This is a genomic window from Bradyrhizobium sp. Bra64, from assembly GCF_024519875.1.
Classification (GTDB): domain Bacteria; phylum Pseudomonadota; class Alphaproteobacteria; order Rhizobiales; family Xanthobacteraceae; genus Bradyrhizobium; species Bradyrhizobium japonicum_G.
Genome location: NZ_JALJRD010000015.1, coordinates 85647 through 99384, shown reverse-complemented (window position 1 = coordinate 99384; position 13738 = coordinate 85647). Strand labels below are relative to the sequence as shown.

Here is a 13738-nt window from a genome sequence, read left to right as displayed (position 1 = left end):
AGAGGAAACGACCATGGCGACCCACAAACTGCTGCTGCTCCCCGGCGACGGTATCGGCCCCGAGGTGATGGGCGAGGTGAAGCGGCTGATCGACTGGCTCAATTCGGCCGGGATCGCCAACTTCGAGACCGACACCGGCCTCGTCGGCGGCTCCGCCTATGACGCGCACAAGGTCTCGATCTCCGAGGGCGACATGGCCAAGGCGCTTGCTGCGGACGCGATCATCTTCGGCGCGGTCGGCGGTCCGAAGTGGGATGCCGTGCCCTACGAGGTGCGCCCCGAGGCCGGCCTGCTGCGCCTGCGCAAGGATCTCGCTTTGTTCGCCAACCTGCGTCCCGCCGTGTGTTACCCGGCGCTGGCGGATGCCTCGAGCCTGAAGCGGGAGGCGGTCGAGGGCCTCGACATCATGATCGTGCGCGAGCTCACCGGCGGCGTCTATTTCGGCGAGCCCAAGACCATCACCGATCTCGGCAACGGCCAGAAGCGCGCCATCGATACGCAGGTCTACGACACCTATGAGATCGAGCGCATCGGCCGCGTCGCCTTCGAGCTTGCCAGGAAGCGCAAGAACAAGGTGACGTCGATGGAGAAGCGCAACGTCATGAAGTCGGGCGTGCTCTGGAACGAGGTCATGACGGCGGTCCACAAGCGCGAATACCCTGATGTCACGCTCGAGCACCAGCTTGCCGATTCCGGCGGCATGATGCTGGTCAAGGCGCCGAAGCAGTTCGACGTCATCGTCACCGACAATCTGTTCGGCGACATGCTGTCCGACATCGCGGCGATGCTGACCGGTTCGCTCGGCATGCTGCCCTCGGCCTCGCTCGGCGAGGTCGACGTCAAGAGCAAGAAGCGCAAGGCGCTGTATGAGCCCGTGCACGGCTCGGCGCCCGACATCGCCGGCAAGGGCCTTGCCAATCCGATCGCGATGATCTCGTCCTTCGGCATGGCGCTGCGCTATTCTTTCGACATGGGGGGTCTCGCCGACAAGGTCGACGCCGCGATCGCCGCGGTGCTGGCGAGCGGCCTGCGCACCGCCGACATCAAGTCGGAAGGCACGACCGCTGCCTCGACCACGCAGATGGGCGAAGCGATCCTGATGGAATTGCAGAAGCTGCACGCGTGAGGCAGGCACCTCTCTCGTAGGGTGGGCAAAGCGCAAGCGTGCCCACCCGCTATTTCGATCGGGAGAGATCGTGGGCACGGCGCAAGAGCGCCTTTGCCCACCCTATGGCACTGCCCGTAATCTCAGGAGCCACTTCATGGATTCCCCCCGCCCCAAGATCGCGGAAACGATCATCCATGAGACGGTGTGCCGGCGCGAGGCGCAGATCGGGCGGCGCTGCGAAATCCTCGCCAACACGCGCATCGAATATGCCTCGCTCGGCGACTACTCCTATCTCGGCGAGCACTGCGAGGTCGCCGACGCCGCGATCGGAAAATTCACCGCCATCGCCAACTCTGTGCGGATCGGCGCGCCCAATCATCCGATGGGACGTCCGTCCCAGCATCGCTTCACCTATTGCCCTGAATATTACGAGACGACGGCGACTCGCGACCGCGACTTCTTTGCGGATCGCCGTGGCGACCGGGTGATCGTCGGCAATGACGTCTGGATCGGGCACGCCGCGATCCTGCTGCCGGGCGTAACCGTCGGCGACGGCGCGGTGATCGCCGCGGGCGCGGTCGTCAGCCGCGATGTCGAACCCTACACGATCGTCGGCGGCGTTCCCGCGCGTCCCATCCGCAAGCGCTTTGAGGGTTCGGTCGCGGAAAGCCTGCGCCGCATCGCCTGGTGGGATTGGCCGGATGAGCTCATCTTCGAGCGCCTCGGCGATTTCCGCTCCGAGGCGATCGAGGAATTCTGCAGGCGCTACGACCCGGCCGCCAACGCGTAAGGCGGATGGATCTCTCACAAACAAAAATGGCCGGGCGAGAACCCGGCCATTTTGATTCGGATGATCGGTCCGCCTCAGTAGAGCGGGAAATTCTGCGGATAGCCGCCGACATCGGACGGCGTCGCCAGCGGCTGGCGATCGATCGGGCGGTTGAGGTTTTCGCGGGCGAAGGACGGATAGCCAACCGCCGGCGGGAAGGCATAGTCGGTGAACTTGCGATCGCCCGGATTGACCTCGGTGCCGCCATCGAGCCAGGAGCGCTTGCTCACATAGATGCGGGTGCGGCCCTGCTGATAGACCGCGTTGGGGCCGCTCGGACCATAATAATGCCGGCCGCGCTCGTCATGGCGCTTGGTCTTGGTGTCGGCCGAGGCCGGCGTCGCAAGGCTCATCGCAATGACGGCTCCCGCCGCAAGCCACGTCGCCAATTTGCCAGAGAATTTCGAGCTCATCACGTCCCCTTCAGGCGGCAGGCCGCCAGTCGATTTCACGCCCATACTAGCCCAGCCGGGACGGCCGCAACTAGGTCTATTGGGTCACACCGGCGCGGAATAATCGTGCGCGCCGGCAAAAGTTGCATGAATACCAGCCACTTGAGCTTGATGCCGATCAAAGCGCTCCGCGCAATTGCGCGTTTGCGGCGCCCAGCAGCCAGTCCGACGAGCCCTGGGGTTCGCAACCCCTGCGCTTCAGCTCGGCACGGGCGAACAATTCGGCCAGCTTCGGCTCGTTGCCGGAGGCGAGCTGCGTCAGCCGGTTCAGCGTGCAGGCAATCGCCGCGCGCCGGGCGGGCATTGTATCGCCCTGGCAGGAGAAGCCGGAGATCTGGAGCGCCGGCTCCTCGCTGCGCTTGAGGTAGCCAAGGCAAGCCTGCGCGCCATCCGCCGTGCCGGTCGGCCGGAACAGGGCGACAGCGCCGAATTTGGTGTCGATCAGGCCGGCCTGCTCGAGCGAGGCAGTTGTGCCCAAGCCCATCTGGATAGCCAGGTCGGCTGTCGCCGGACGCGCCACGTCGAATTCGGCGCCCTCCCGGTAAATCTCGAGCGCGGCCACCGGCCTGTCGGCCTCGCCGGTCCAGCGCATCACGTCCCTGCGGCCGCCCCCGGGATGCCGGAAGATGGTGTAAGAGGCTGTTTTTTCTGATGAATCGAGCCGGCCAAGGGCGAAGGCGGCGGGCGAGCGGTCGGCCACGCTCCAGCCCGGCTTCAGCGCCGGCCCATCGTCGTCGCGGAGATCAGGCAGCTGGCCGAGCGCCGCAAGCCCAAGCATGGCAAACAGCACCAGGGTCCCCACATAGGCGAACAGGCGCGCCAGCGTGCCGACGACCTCGTCGGCGAAGGCTGCAAGCGCCAGATGGGTCTGGGGGGAGGTTGCGGCCGTGCTGGCCTCAGGCGACTGCATCCACGGCCTTCAGGCATGGTCCAACGTTGTCTTGAGGCCGGTTCTCGCATAGAAGCGCTGCTCTTCCTGTTTAAGCGTCAGCTTCAGGAACGGGCTTTTTCGTCGGAGAGTGAACGATGGGTTACAAAGTCGCAGTCGTCGGCGCGACCGGCAATGTCGGACGGGAAATGCTCAACATCCTCGATGAGCGCAAATTCCCCGCGGACGAGGTCGTGGCCCTGGCGTCACGCCGCAGCGTCGGCGTCGAGGTCTCCTATGGCGACCGGACCCTGAAGTGCAAGGCGCTCGAGCACTATGATTTCTCCGACGTCGACATCTGCCTGATGTCGGCGGGTGGCGAGGTGTCGAAGGAATGGTCGCCGAAGATCGGCGCCGCCGGGACCGTCGTGATCGACAATTCGTCGGCCTGGCGCATGGATCCGGACGTGCCGCTGATCGTGCCCGAGGTGAACGCGGACGCAACGGCCGGCTTCAAGAAGAAGAACATCATCGCCAACCCGAACTGCTCGACCGCGCAGCTCGTGGTCGCGCTGAAGCCGCTGCACGACAAGGCGACGATCAAGCGCGTCGTGGTCTCGACCTATCAATCGGTGTCGGGCGCCGGCAAGGACGCGATGGACGAGCTGTTCTCGCAAACCAAGGCCGTCTACACCAACCAGGAACTGATCTCGAAGAAATTCCCCAAGCGCATCGCCTTCAACGTCATCCCCCACATCGACGTCTTCATGGAGGACGGCTACACCAAGGAAGAGTGGAAGATGATGATGGAGACCAAGAAGATTCTTGATCCCAAGATCAAGCTCACCGCGACCTGCGTGCGCGTGCCGGTGTTCGTCGGCCATTCCGAAGCCGTCAACATCGAGTTCGAGAATCCGATCACCCCCGATGAAGCACGCGACATCCTGCGCAAGGCGCCCGGCTGCCTCGTCATCGACAAGCAGGAGCCCGGCGGCTACGCCACGCCCTACGAGGCGGCCGGCGAGGACGCCACCTATATCAGCCGCATCCGCGAGGACGCGACGGTGGAGAACGGTCTCGTGCTGTGGTGCGTGTCCGACAATCTGCGCAAGGGCGCCGCGCTCAACGCGATCCAGATCGCGGAAGTCCTGATCAACCGCAAGCTGATCAGCGCGAAGAAGAAGGCGGCGTAAGCCTTCGTTCGACTGTCACAGCCCTCTCGTTGTCCCGGACAAGCGCGCCAAAAGCGCGCGCAGATCCGGGACCCATAACCACAGGAAGTGGTTTGGCGGGAAGCCGATAACTCCGAGTCTTCGCAAAATTACTGCTGCGGCGTATGGGTCCCGGATCTGCGCTTGCGCTTGTCCGGGACGACGAGCGTGGTTGACGAACCCGCCTACGCCACGCTTCGCGCGTTCCTGAATTCCTTCGCAACCTTGTCCAGCACGAACAGCGATCCCTCCGCGACGCCGAAATAGGCGCCGTGGGTCTGCATCTGGCCGCTTTCGACCGCCTTCTGCACGAACGGGAACGTCATCAGGTTTTCCAGGCTGCGGAACACCGCGGCCTTCTCGATGCGTTCGACGAACTGCGCCATGGTCTCGTGGTCGCGCTGCTCGACCACTTCGCCGGGCTTGATGAACATCTGCATCCATTTGCCGATGAAGTCGCCGGGCGTGAGCGGTTCGATCTTGTCGACGAAGGCGCGGATGCCGCCGCATTGCGCGTGGCCGAGCACCACGATGTGCTTCACCTTCAGCACCGTCACGGCGTATTCCAGCGCTGCGGAGACGCCGTGCGCGTTGCCGTCGGGCTGATACACCGGCACCAGATTGGCGATGTTGCGGACCACGAAGAGTTCGCCCGGGCCGACGTCGAAGATCACCTCGGGCGAGACGCGGCTGTCGCAGCAGCCGATCACCATCACTTCCGGGAACTGCCCCTTCACCGACAGCTCGCGATAGCGGGTCTGCTCGGTCGGCAGCCGCTGGGTGGCGAAGGCCTGGTAGCCTTCCAGCAAATGCTTCGGGAATGTCATCATGGCCCATGCCTAATCATATACCGCCGGAGCGAACAAGCCTTTCGAATAGGCAGGCCAGATGCTATCGGCTTCGGTCAGAATAAGACGAGGAAACCGGAAGGAATGCTTGCATGACCCGCCCGCGCCGCAGCCATCTGTTCATGCCCGGCTCCAACCCCCGCGCGCTGGAAAAGGCGCGCAATCTCGCCGCCGACGGCCTGATCCTCGATCTGGAGGATTCCGTCGCGCCCGATGCCAAGGCGGTGGCGCGCGACGGCATCGCCGCCGCGATCGCGGCCAAGGGCTTCGGCAAGCGCGAGATCCTGATCCGGACCAACGGCCTCGACACGCCCTGGTGGGCCGACGACGTCGCCATGGCCGCCAAGGCCTCGCCGGACGGCATCCTGGTTCCAAAAGTTTCAAGCATCGAGGATCTCGACCAGATCGGCCGCCGGCTCGCCGAGCTCGGCGCCGCGCCGACCGTAAGAGTCTGGGCCATGATCGAGACCGCGCGCGCCGTGCTCCATGCCGAGGAGCTGGCCGCGGCCGGGCGCGATCCATCGAGGCGCCTGTCCGGTTTCGTGTTCGGCCCGAACGACATCTCGCGCGAGACGCGTATCAAGATGCTGCCGGGCCGCGCCGCGATGATCCCGATGATCACCCATTGCATCCTGGCGACGCGCGCCCATGGCCTCGAAATCCTCGACGGGCCCTACAGCGACATTGCCAATTCGGACGGCTTTGCCACCGAATGCGCGCAGGGTCGCGATCTCGGCTTCGACGGCAAGACGCTGATCCATCCCTCGCAGATCGACGCCTGCAATGCAATCTTCACGCCGCCCGAAGAGGAAGTCGCGCGCGCGCGAAAAATCATCGCCGCGTTCGAATTGCCGGAGAACGTGTCGCGCGGCGCGATCCGGCTCGACGGCGCCATGGTGGAGCGGCTGCACGCCGACATGGCCCGGCGGACGATCGAGATCGCGGACGCGATCGCCGCGATGAGCAAGGGTTAGGGCTTGCCTTCGGCTTTCTGAGCGATGCCGTGCCATATGGCATCTTTCAGAGCAATGAGAGATGGCGGTGGAATGGTCGGAGGATCCGCCGGCCCATTTGCTGCTCCTGGCACCAGGACGGCAACGTGTATCTCGCCATCCGTGTGGTAGGGGTCGCCACCCCCGTTTCGGCCGAACAGAGTTGGGCCTATGCCCGAGATCTGAAAGAAACTGCCGACGACACGTGTCTCGCGCAAGTCGGCCATCAAGAGATCTCGCTCGGTATCGATGTCGGCCGCGATGTGATGGGTTACTTGTCCCGTGTCGTGGCTGAGCCCGACGCCCCGATCGAACGTCGCCGAGCCAAGCCAAACCGGACGACCATCATCGCCCTTCTCGAGGGCCTTCCAGAATCGAACGTGATTCCGCCGATCGGCGCTGTGCCCTGCAGGCTTCTCGAAGGCGTACTGCTCCTTCTTTCCAAGATAGTAGAGAGGGCTGACGGGGGCGCTACGATATGGCCGATCCAGCACCACGCTTCCGACGATCTCGATGCTCGAGCGCAGCGTCACGGCATCGGCTGCAAACCATCCGGCCGTGTTCATTGCGCGGACGACGTCTTCGTCGTTGCCAACGAGTCCAACGTTCAGGGGATCGGCAGGGATATCGTCCGACGTCCTGGTGATCATCGGCAATGAAGCCAGCCCTGCTTCGTGCTCGTGGTGAATCCACAGGGTGGGGACCAGAATGTACGCCAAGACCAGATAGGCGAGCAGGATAACGGCCAAGCGGTAAGGCCATCGTCGTTTCCTCGTCCCGTCCTTGGTGAAATCAGCCATGCGATATCGTTTGAGTCAGGATGCTCCGCATATTACCTGCCCCGCTCGCTCAGTTCCAACATTTAGCAAAGACCGTTGGATCGAAGCTTCCTTTGAAGCCGACGGCACGAGCCTCAGATTGCTGCTTTTGAGCCTGAACCGAACGCCTCTCGGTTGAGGCGAGCTAGCTATAGCGCCATCCGGGAGTGAAGACTGTACCGCCTGACGAAATCTATGCGCGCGTCAGCGCGGTGCGTGATCGGCGCGATCGAGCGATTCCAGCGTCGACGCATTGCCGCAATAACCGTGATAGTTCTCCGCGGCGGTGCCGTCGGCGAGATCGCGGTCGCATTGAGCCTTGTGGCTGCACAGGGCGCACACACGCTCCATGTCGCGCAACAGCAGCGGCTGTGCGCGGCCGAGCCCTTCCGCATCGATGCCGAGCTGTTCGAGCATTTTCGGCAGTTCGTCGGCGGCGTGCTTGCCGTGACGGACCAGCTCCTCCAGATCGTCCGGCGCGATCCTGAGGTCGCTGGCGATCCGGTCGAACTCCGAACGATCGAGTTGCCGCATCTCGTTCAGCTCGCGGCGATGCTTCAGCCAGCTTGCAAAGGACTCGATGAGGTCCTGGACGATGGGATAAGGCCTGCTTGCGGTGCTCATGCGAAGCTCCATTCGGATAGCGGTATTGGAGCAAGGTTATGCACAATGATGCAGGAGCGCGTTGCGCTGGATCAAATTGAGAATGGATCGAGAAAACAGGTCGCGTGTCCCGGACGCGGGCAGGGTAATCGCATATGGGAGCGCTTCCCCTGTGTCCATCCTTCGAGACGCCCGCCGTTGGCGGGCCCTCAGAATGAGGACCGAGTGTGCGGCCATAGTTTTGACGAGCACCGATGCCGCTTAGCCTCCTCCTGAGGAGACCGCGAAGCGGTCGTCTCGAAGGACGAGGCGCGCGCTCAGGTGGTGCCATATGCGATCGCACTGGGCTTGCAGCGGAGGATTACCCAAACCGCTCCGCTGCCCACGCATACAGGCTGCCCGGGATCGGCTTCTCGCCGCCGCGACCCTTGGGCGAGATGTGCAGGCCGATGATCTCGGGGTTGGTGACGAGGCCGAGATAGCTCGAGGGATCGAAGAACAGCTTTGGCTCGGCATGCACGGCGTAGAACGACTGCTTCGGCAGTGCGCAGGCCAAATCGCCGGTGCGACGCGCCAGCGCGGTGAGTGCCGCCGGCCCGAAGATCGCGACGCGGATGTCGGAGAGACGATTCGAGCCGCCGCGCAGGCGGCGCATCAGGAAGGTGATGCGATGGCGCAGCGAGAGCCAGTTCGGCGTCAATTCCTCCTGCTCCATCAGCTCTTCGTACGCGGCGACGATGCCGTGCGCGGACGGAAGGTAAATCACGGAATTGCCGAGCTGGCGCGGCCGCTCCCAGGCGAAGTAGGGCTTTGCCGGATCGATCACGACGGGTTTGAGCAGCAGCACGTCGGCATCGAGCCAGAGACCCAATCCCTTCGCCATCAGCTTCATGCGGAAGAAGTCGCTGAACTGGAGCGTGGTCCAGTCGCGCCAGCTTCCGTCCGGCTGCGGCGGCCGCAACCGTTCGGAGAACGCGTGCGGCAGGATCGCTTCGGCGTCAGCGTTGCCGACACCGGCCGGGAGGCCGGGAATGGTGTCGAAACTGTAGACCGTGATCTTGTGGCCGGCAGCCAGCTGCGAGCGCAGACAGGTCTGGCGCAGGGCGTCCATCGGGCCATGCCAGAAGGTGACGATCTCGGGCAGCATGCGGGGAAGCCTAGAGCATGATCCGGAAAAGTGTGCAGCGGTTTTCCGAAAAGTTCATGCTCAAACAAGAGGTGATGTCGAGGGCAAAGAAAAAGCCCCGGCGCGCGTGGCACCGGGGCTCGAACAGGAATTTGGGCTCAAGCCCAGGCGCGTTCGCGCTTGAGCTTCTCCTCATAGGTGTCGATCGAGGCCTTCTTCTCCATCGTCAGGCCGATGTCGTCGAGGCCGTTGATCAGGCAGTGCTTGCGGAACGGGTCGATCTCGAACTTGACCTTGCCGCCGTCGGGGCCGCGGATCTCCTGGTTCGGCAGATCGATCGTCAGCGTCGCGTTGGCGCCGCGCTCGGCGTCGTCGAACAGCTTGTCGAGGTCTTCCTGGGCAACGCGGATCGGCAGGATGCCGTTCTTGAAGCAGTTGTTGTAGAAGATGTCGCCGAACGAGGTCGAGATCACGCAGCGGATGCCGAAGTCGAGCAGCGCCCAGGGCGCGTGCTCGCGGCTCGAGCCGCAGCCGAAATTGTCGCCGGCGACCAGCACCTTGGTGTTGCGATAGGCCGGCTGGTTCAGCACGAAATCCGGGTTCTCGCTGCCGTCGTCCTTGTAGCGCTGCTCGGAGAAGAGCCCCTTGCCAAGGCCGGTGCGCTTGATGGTCTTGAGGTACTGCTTCGGAATGATCATGTCGGTGTCGACATTGATGATCTTCAGCGGCGCCGCGACGCCTTCCAGCGTGGTGAACTTGTCCATGGTTGCGCTTTCCCGGGGTGGTTCAGGGGAACGGTTATTTATCGCGATCGGGGCCGAAATCCTAGGCCGAATTCGGCAGGTCTAGTCTGCTTGCGCCTCGATCGCGGCCATATCGTCGTCCGAAAGGCCGAAATGGTGGCCGATCTCGTGGATCAGGACGTGGCGGACGATGTGGCCGAGGCTTTCGTCGTGCTCGGCCCAATAGTCCAGGATCGGCCGGCGGTAGAGCCAGACCATGTTGGGTAGCCGCGCCACGTCGCCGAAACTCTGCTGCGGCAGGCCGATGCCCTGGAACAGGCCGAGCAGGTCGAACTCGCTCTCGCATTCCATCTCGTCGAGCACCTCTTCGGTCGGGAAGTCGTCGACGCGGATGATCACGCCCTCGCACAGCTTGCGAAACTCCGCCGGCAGGCGCTCGAAGATGTCATGGGCCGTCGCTTCCATCTCGGCCAGCGAGGGCGCTTTCAATTCCGTCCACATGGGCTTCTCCAGGGCGTTTTCGAGCGAAGCGGACACCGGTTCGCGTCAGGAAAACGCGTCAAAATGAGAATCTAGAACCCCGCCCCGATTTTATCGGAACGGGGTTCTAGCGCGGGTTCCGCGGCGATGCATCCGGCTTTATAAAGGCGGCGAGGTTGACGGGCGCCGCCAAAACGGGGAGCGTGGGGCCTCGGAAAAGACGTTTCAGGTGGGCGGTAAAATGCGAGCGAAAACAGCGCTGACGCTACTGTGCATGGGGTTGTTTTCGCAGATTTGCGGCGTGGCCGAAGCCCAGACGGCCGGCCGCGAGATTCGGCTGGCCCAGGCGGGCGTGCCCGACGCCCCGCCGCCGCGCAAGCGGGCCCCGGCGCGGCTGCGCGTCACGCCCTATTACAGCCCGGATGGCGTCTATCCGCGCTACAACCCCGGTCCCGACGCGGTCCGCGAGTGCAATGCCACCTATGTGCAGGAATTCCGGCCGAGCGGCACGGTGATCGTGCCGCATATGAGCTGCTACTGGCGCCGCGGCTGAGTTGGCCGGCAGCGCCGCATGCGGGCGCAGCGGAGGTCGATCATGACGAGATGGATCGGAATCGCGGTGGCCCTCGGGCTGATCCTCGCCTTGCCCGGCGTCTCCATTGCCGCGGCGCATGCCGCAGCGTCAAAGGCATCAGCGCCCGCAATTGACATCGGTGCACGGCGCCACGCGCGCCATCATGACGCTGTGCGCCACCTCGCATCCGATGCGCCGCGCTATTACGCACGGCCGGTTTACTACCGTCCCTATCCTTACGGCGTGCCCGCGCCCTTCGTGCTCGGCTTCGGGCCGTGGTGGTGACGCCGCCGCGCCGCGTCGACATCGTCGTTCATTCATGAGGCATTCACGTCGCTGTCCCTAGCTTAATGTTGGGAGCGACCGTCAATGAACAGCGATGACGCGGGCCGGCAACGAGCATCGCAACGCCGCTGTCCGGATTCAGGGAGGATGCCATGCTGAGGAGTTTGGGTCTCAGGGCGAGCCCGCTGCGCTTGCTCGGGATCGCGGCGGCCGCGACGCTGATGCTGTCGGCGGGGACCGCGCGCCGCGCTGAAGCGCTGACCTTGATCAATCCGGCGACGTCACCCGCGGCGAAGGCTGCGACCGACGACATCATCCCGGTTCGCCACGGCGGCGGCGGTGGACATGGTGGCGGGCATGGCGGCGGCGGCTTTCATGGCGGCGGCTTCCATAGAGGAGGCGGCTTCCACGGTGGCGGAGGACATTTCGGCGGCTTCCGCGGCGGTGTCGTTCGTGCCGCACCGGCCTTCCGCGGCGGCGGCTATCGCTATGGCGGCGTCCGCTACGGCGGATATGGCGGCTATCACCGCCACTGGGGCTATCGCCCGCATTACGGCTATCGTCACTTCCACCGGCGCCATTATTACGGCGGCTACTATCCCTATTACCACTATCCGCGCCGCTGCCGGGTGATCTGGACCTATTACGGACCGCGCCGCATCTGCCGCTGGCATCGCTGGCACCATCCGTATCGCTATTGGTGAGTGCGATCGACATCAAAAGGGCGCCTCAGCGGCGCCCTTCGTTCATGTGGCCTAAAGCCAATCCTTGAGCTTCCACGATGCCGATTTCCAACGCGCCAGGTTCTCCAGCTTCCACTGCTTGAACATCGCCGGCGGCCAGCGGCTGAGCTTCGAGGTCTCCTCGGCCTCGGGCCTGGCGACGATGCGCAGCGGCGCCGCGCGCCGCCGGTGCTGGCGCGTGGCCTCGCCGATCAGATCGACATATTCAGGCTTGTTGGCCATGGGCTCGTGTCCGCGCGAAACGTTCGCGCGGACACAGTGTGGGCGCCGGCGATTAACGGCGGTTTGCCGCGATCGCTCAAATTGCAGCGAGCAGCTTACCGCCACTCCCTGACATCGACGAAGTGACCCGCGATCGCTGCCGCTGCCGCCATCGCCGGCGACACCAGATGCGTACGACCCTTGAAGCCCTGGCGGCCCTCGAAATTGCGGTTCGAGGTCGAGGCGCAGCGCTCCTCCGGCTTCAGCTTGTCCGGGTTCATGGCGAGGCACATCGAGCAGCCCGGCTCGCGCCATTCGAAGCCGGCCTTGATGAATATCTTGTCGAGACCTTCAGCTTCGGCCTGCTCCTTCACGATGCCGGAGCCCGGCACCACCATGGCGTTGACGCTGCCAGCAACCTGCTTGCCTTCCGCGATCTTGGCGGCGGCGCGCAAATCCTCAATGCGGCCGTTGGTGCAGGAGCCGATGAAGATGCGGTCGAGCTTGATGTCGGTGATCTTCGTCCCCGCCGTCAGGCCCATGTACTTCAGGGCGCGATGCTTGGACAGACGCTTGGCCTCGTCCGCGATCTTGTCCGGATCGGGCACGAAACCGGTCACCGAGATCACGTCCTCAGGGCTGGTGCCCCAGGTCACGATCGGCGGCAGCTTCGCGGCATCGAGGCGCAGCTCGTGGTCGAAATGCGCGCCGTCGTCGGAGCGCAGTTTCTCCCAGTAGCGCATTGCTGCGTCCCAGTCCGCGCCCTTCGGCGCCTTCGGCCGGTCGCGCAGGAAGTCGAACGCTTTCTGGTCGGGCGCAACCAGGCCGGCGCGGGCGCCGCCCTCGATCGACATGTTGCACACCGTCATGCGGCCTTCCATCGATAGCGCGCGGATGGCGTCGCCGGCGTATTCCAGCACGTAGCCGGTGCCGCCCGCGGTGCCGATCTCGCCGATGATGGCGAGGATGATGTCCTTGCCCGTGACGCCGTCAGGCAATTTGCCGTCGACGTTGACGCGCATGTTCTTGGCCTTCTTCTGAATCAGCGTCTGCGTCGCCAGCACGTGCTCGACTTCCGAGGTGCCGATGCCGTGCGCGAGCGCGCCGAACGCGCCATGCGTCGAGGTGTGGCTGTCACCGCAGACGATGGTGGTGCCGGGCAGCGTAAAGCCCTGCTCGGGGCCGATGACGTGGACGATGCCCTGGCGCTTGTCGAACTCGTTGAAATATTCGATGCCGAATTCCTTGGCGTTGTCCGCCAGCGCCTTGATCTGCTCGATGCTCTCGGGGTCGGGGTTCGGCTTGGTGCGGTCGGTGGTCGGCACGTTGTGGTCGACGACGGCGAGCGTCTTCTCGGGCGCATGCACCTTGCGTCCCGTCGCGCGCAGGCCTTCGAACGCCTGCGGCGAGGTGACTTCGTGCACCAGATGGCGGTCGATATAGAGCAGGCAGGTGCCGTCCTCGGCTTCGTGCACCAGATGGTCGTTCCAGATCTTGTCGTACAATGTGGTCGGCTTGGACATGAGCGTCAGCTCCAGGAATGTTGTGTAGCGATATGCGCGGGGGGCGCGCGGGCAACAAAATCGTCAGCGCAGCTTTTAGGCTGCGCGCGTAAGCTCTGACGTTGCCGAGGTCGCGAAGCGTCCGAAGAACCGGCCAGGCAGCCGCGAACGATCGTCGATGACGACGCGCTCGATGGGCTGCATGCTGGTCTGATCTGGAAACATTCTAGAAGCTATATAGCATGCAGCCGTAAAAGCGCGAGACCTTAGCGGCGTCGTCATTGCGAGGAGCCCTTGCGACGAAGCAATCCAGAATCTTTCCGCAGAGACAGTCTGGATTGCTTCGCTTCGCTCG

Annotated in this window: 17 protein-coding genes; 7 read left to right on the top strand and 10 right to left on the bottom strand. The window is 64.1% G+C overall.

The window, feature by feature from the left end:
- The first annotated feature begins 13 nt into the window (after positions 1-13).
- Entirely contained in the window at positions 14-1126 is a 1113-nt protein-coding gene (leuB, locus tag NR187_RS30185) for a 3-isopropylmalate dehydrogenase (RefSeq protein WP_256808742.1), read from the top strand.
- A 136-nt stretch (positions 1127-1262) separates the two neighbouring features.
- Positions 1263-1898 carry a DapH/DapD/GlmU-related protein gene (locus NR187_RS30180; protein ID WP_256808741.1) on the top strand — a complete coding sequence of 212 codons (636 nt, stop codon included), beginning with the start codon at positions 1263-1265 and terminating at the stop codon, positions 1896-1898.
- Positions 1899-1972: 74 nt separating this feature from the next.
- On the opposite strand, the gene NR187_RS30175 is transcribed toward NR187_RS30180, so the two are convergent.
- Both NR187_RS30175 and NR187_RS30170 read right to left on the bottom strand, forming a co-directional pair.
- Positions 1973-2350 carry a hypothetical protein gene (locus NR187_RS30175; protein ID WP_211383652.1) on the bottom strand — a complete coding sequence of 126 codons (378 nt, stop codon included), beginning with the start codon at positions 2348-2350 and terminating at the stop codon, positions 1973-1975.
- 157 nt (positions 2351-2507) lie between these two features.
- A complete protein-coding gene (locus NR187_RS30170) occupies positions 2508-3299 on the bottom strand; it encodes a hypothetical protein (protein ID WP_256808732.1) in 792 nt (263 codons plus the stop codon).
- Between the two features lie 116 nt (positions 3300-3415).
- On the opposite strand from NR187_RS30170, the gene NR187_RS30165 reads away from it, so the two are divergent.
- On the top strand, positions 3416-4450 hold the full coding sequence (locus NR187_RS30165; protein ID WP_211383650.1) for an aspartate-semialdehyde dehydrogenase: 1035 nt from the start codon (positions 3416-3418) through the stop codon (positions 4448-4450).
- A 203-nt stretch (positions 4451-4653) separates the two neighbouring features.
- On the opposite strand, the gene NR187_RS30160 is transcribed toward NR187_RS30165, so the two are convergent.
- Positions 4654-5298, bottom strand: coding sequence for a carbonic anhydrase (locus NR187_RS30160; RefSeq protein ID WP_211383649.1), 645 nt, complete (start codon positions 5296-5298; stop codon positions 4654-4656).
- A 110-nt stretch (positions 5299-5408) separates the two neighbouring features.
- On the opposite strand from NR187_RS30160, the gene NR187_RS30155 reads away from it, so the two are divergent.
- Positions 5409-6290: a CoA ester lyase gene (locus NR187_RS30155; protein ID WP_211383648.1), complete on the top strand. Its 882-nt coding sequence runs from the start codon at positions 5409-5411 to the stop codon at positions 6288-6290.
- On the opposite strand, the gene NR187_RS30150 is transcribed toward NR187_RS30155, so the two are convergent.
- The 5 genes from NR187_RS30150 to NR187_RS30130 all read right to left on the bottom strand — a co-directional run bounded on the left by NR187_RS30150 (position 6287) and on the right by NR187_RS30130 (position 10099).
- Positions 6287-7108: an LssY C-terminal domain-containing protein gene (locus tag NR187_RS30150; RefSeq protein WP_211383647.1), complete on the bottom strand. Its 822-nt coding sequence runs from the start codon at positions 7106-7108 to the stop codon at positions 6287-6289. The genes NR187_RS30155 and NR187_RS30150 overlap by 4 nt on opposite strands.
- 222 nt (positions 7109-7330) lie before the next feature.
- Positions 7331-7750 (bottom strand): DUF6455 family protein, encoded by a 420-nt coding sequence (locus tag NR187_RS30145; protein ID WP_211383646.1) that lies wholly within the window; start codon positions 7748-7750, stop codon positions 7331-7333.
- Between the two features lie 340 nt (positions 7751-8090).
- Entirely contained in the window at positions 8091-8876 is a 786-nt protein-coding gene (locus NR187_RS30140; RefSeq protein WP_256808727.1) for a hypothetical protein, read from the bottom strand.
- A 137-nt stretch (positions 8877-9013) separates the two neighbouring features.
- Positions 9014-9619 (bottom strand): 3-isopropylmalate dehydratase small subunit, encoded by a 606-nt coding sequence (gene leuD, locus NR187_RS30135; protein ID WP_256808726.1) that lies wholly within the window; start codon positions 9617-9619, stop codon positions 9014-9016.
- Positions 9620-9700: 81 nt separating this feature from the next.
- On the bottom strand, positions 9701-10099 hold the full coding sequence (locus NR187_RS30130) for a metallopeptidase family protein (RefSeq protein WP_211383643.1): 399 nt from the start codon (positions 10097-10099) through the stop codon (positions 9701-9703).
- A 253-nt stretch (positions 10100-10352) separates the two neighbouring features.
- Between NR187_RS30130 and NR187_RS30125 the strand changes: the two genes are divergently transcribed.
- From NR187_RS30125 to NR187_RS30115, 3 genes are all read left to right on the top strand, one after another.
- Complete coding sequence (locus NR187_RS30125; RefSeq protein WP_211384206.1) at positions 10353-10631, top strand: hypothetical protein; 279 nt, start codon at positions 10353-10355, stop codon at positions 10629-10631.
- A gap of 42 nt (positions 10632-10673) precedes the next feature.
- Positions 10674-10937 carry a hypothetical protein gene (locus NR187_RS30120; protein WP_256808725.1) on the top strand — a complete coding sequence of 88 codons (264 nt, stop codon included), beginning with the start codon at positions 10674-10676 and terminating at the stop codon, positions 10935-10937.
- Between the two features lie 152 nt (positions 10938-11089).
- On the top strand, positions 11090-11641 hold the full coding sequence (locus tag NR187_RS30115; RefSeq protein ID WP_256808723.1) for a hypothetical protein: 552 nt from the start codon (positions 11090-11092) through the stop codon (positions 11639-11641).
- A 51-nt stretch (positions 11642-11692) separates the two neighbouring features.
- On the opposite strand, the gene NR187_RS30110 is transcribed toward NR187_RS30115, so the two are convergent.
- Together NR187_RS30110 and leuC are read right to left on the bottom strand one after the other, a co-directional pair.
- On the bottom strand, positions 11693-11902 hold the full coding sequence (locus NR187_RS30110) for a hypothetical protein (RefSeq protein WP_256808722.1): 210 nt from the start codon (positions 11900-11902) through the stop codon (positions 11693-11695).
- A 95-nt stretch (positions 11903-11997) separates the two neighbouring features.
- Positions 11998-13404, bottom strand: coding sequence for a 3-isopropylmalate dehydratase large subunit (gene leuC, locus NR187_RS30105; RefSeq protein ID WP_256808721.1), 1407 nt, complete (start codon positions 13402-13404; stop codon positions 11998-12000).
- Between the last annotated feature and the right edge of the window lie 334 nt (positions 13405-13738).

Coding starts and splice junctions, on each gene's coding strand:
- leuC (WP_256808721.1), bottom strand. CDS start 13,404: ATGTCCAAGCCGACCACATTGTACGACAAGATCTGGAACGACCATCTG.
- NR187_RS30150 (WP_211383647.1), bottom strand. CDS start 7,108: ATGGCTGATTTCACCAAGGACGGGACGAGGAAACGACGATGGCCTTAC.
- NR187_RS30140 (WP_256808727.1), bottom strand. CDS start 8,876: ATGCTGCCCGAGATCGTCACCTTCTGGCATGGCCCGATGGACGCCCTG.
- NR187_RS30115 (WP_256808723.1), top strand. CDS start 11,090: ATGCTGAGGAGTTTGGGTCTCAGGGCGAGCCCGCTGCGCTTGCTCGGG.
- NR187_RS30110 (WP_256808722.1), bottom strand. CDS start 11,902: ATGGCCAACAAGCCTGAATATGTCGATCTGATCGGCGAGGCCACGCGC.
- NR187_RS30125 (WP_211384206.1), top strand. CDS start 10,353: ATGGGGTTGTTTTCGCAGATTTGCGGCGTGGCCGAAGCCCAGACGGCC.
- leuB (WP_256808742.1), top strand. CDS start 14: ATGGCGACCCACAAACTGCTGCTGCTCCCCGGCGACGGTATCGGCCCC.
- NR187_RS30165 (WP_211383650.1), top strand. CDS start 3,416: ATGGGTTACAAAGTCGCAGTCGTCGGCGCGACCGGCAATGTCGGACGG.
- NR187_RS30145 (WP_211383646.1), bottom strand. CDS start 7,750: ATGAGCACCGCAAGCAGGCCTTATCCCATCGTCCAGGACCTCATCGAG.
- NR187_RS30160 (WP_211383649.1), bottom strand. CDS start 5,298: ATGATGACATTCCCGAAGCATTTGCTGGAAGGCTACCAGGCCTTCGCC.
- NR187_RS30180 (WP_256808741.1), top strand. CDS start 1,263: ATGGATTCCCCCCGCCCCAAGATCGCGGAAACGATCATCCATGAGACG.
- NR187_RS30170 (WP_256808732.1), bottom strand. CDS start 3,299: ATGCAGTCGCCTGAGGCCAGCACGGCCGCAACCTCCCCCCAGACCCAT.
- leuD (WP_256808726.1), bottom strand. CDS start 9,619: ATGGACAAGTTCACCACGCTGGAAGGCGTCGCGGCGCCGCTGAAGATC.
- NR187_RS30130 (WP_211383643.1), bottom strand. CDS start 10,099: ATGTGGACGGAATTGAAAGCGCCCTCGCTGGCCGAGATGGAAGCGACG.
- NR187_RS30155 (WP_211383648.1), top strand. CDS start 5,409: ATGACCCGCCCGCGCCGCAGCCATCTGTTCATGCCCGGCTCCAACCCC.
- NR187_RS30175 (WP_211383652.1), bottom strand. CDS start 2,350: ATGAGCTCGAAATTCTCTGGCAAATTGGCGACGTGGCTTGCGGCGGGA.
- NR187_RS30120 (WP_256808725.1), top strand. CDS start 10,674: ATGACGAGATGGATCGGAATCGCGGTGGCCCTCGGGCTGATCCTCGCC.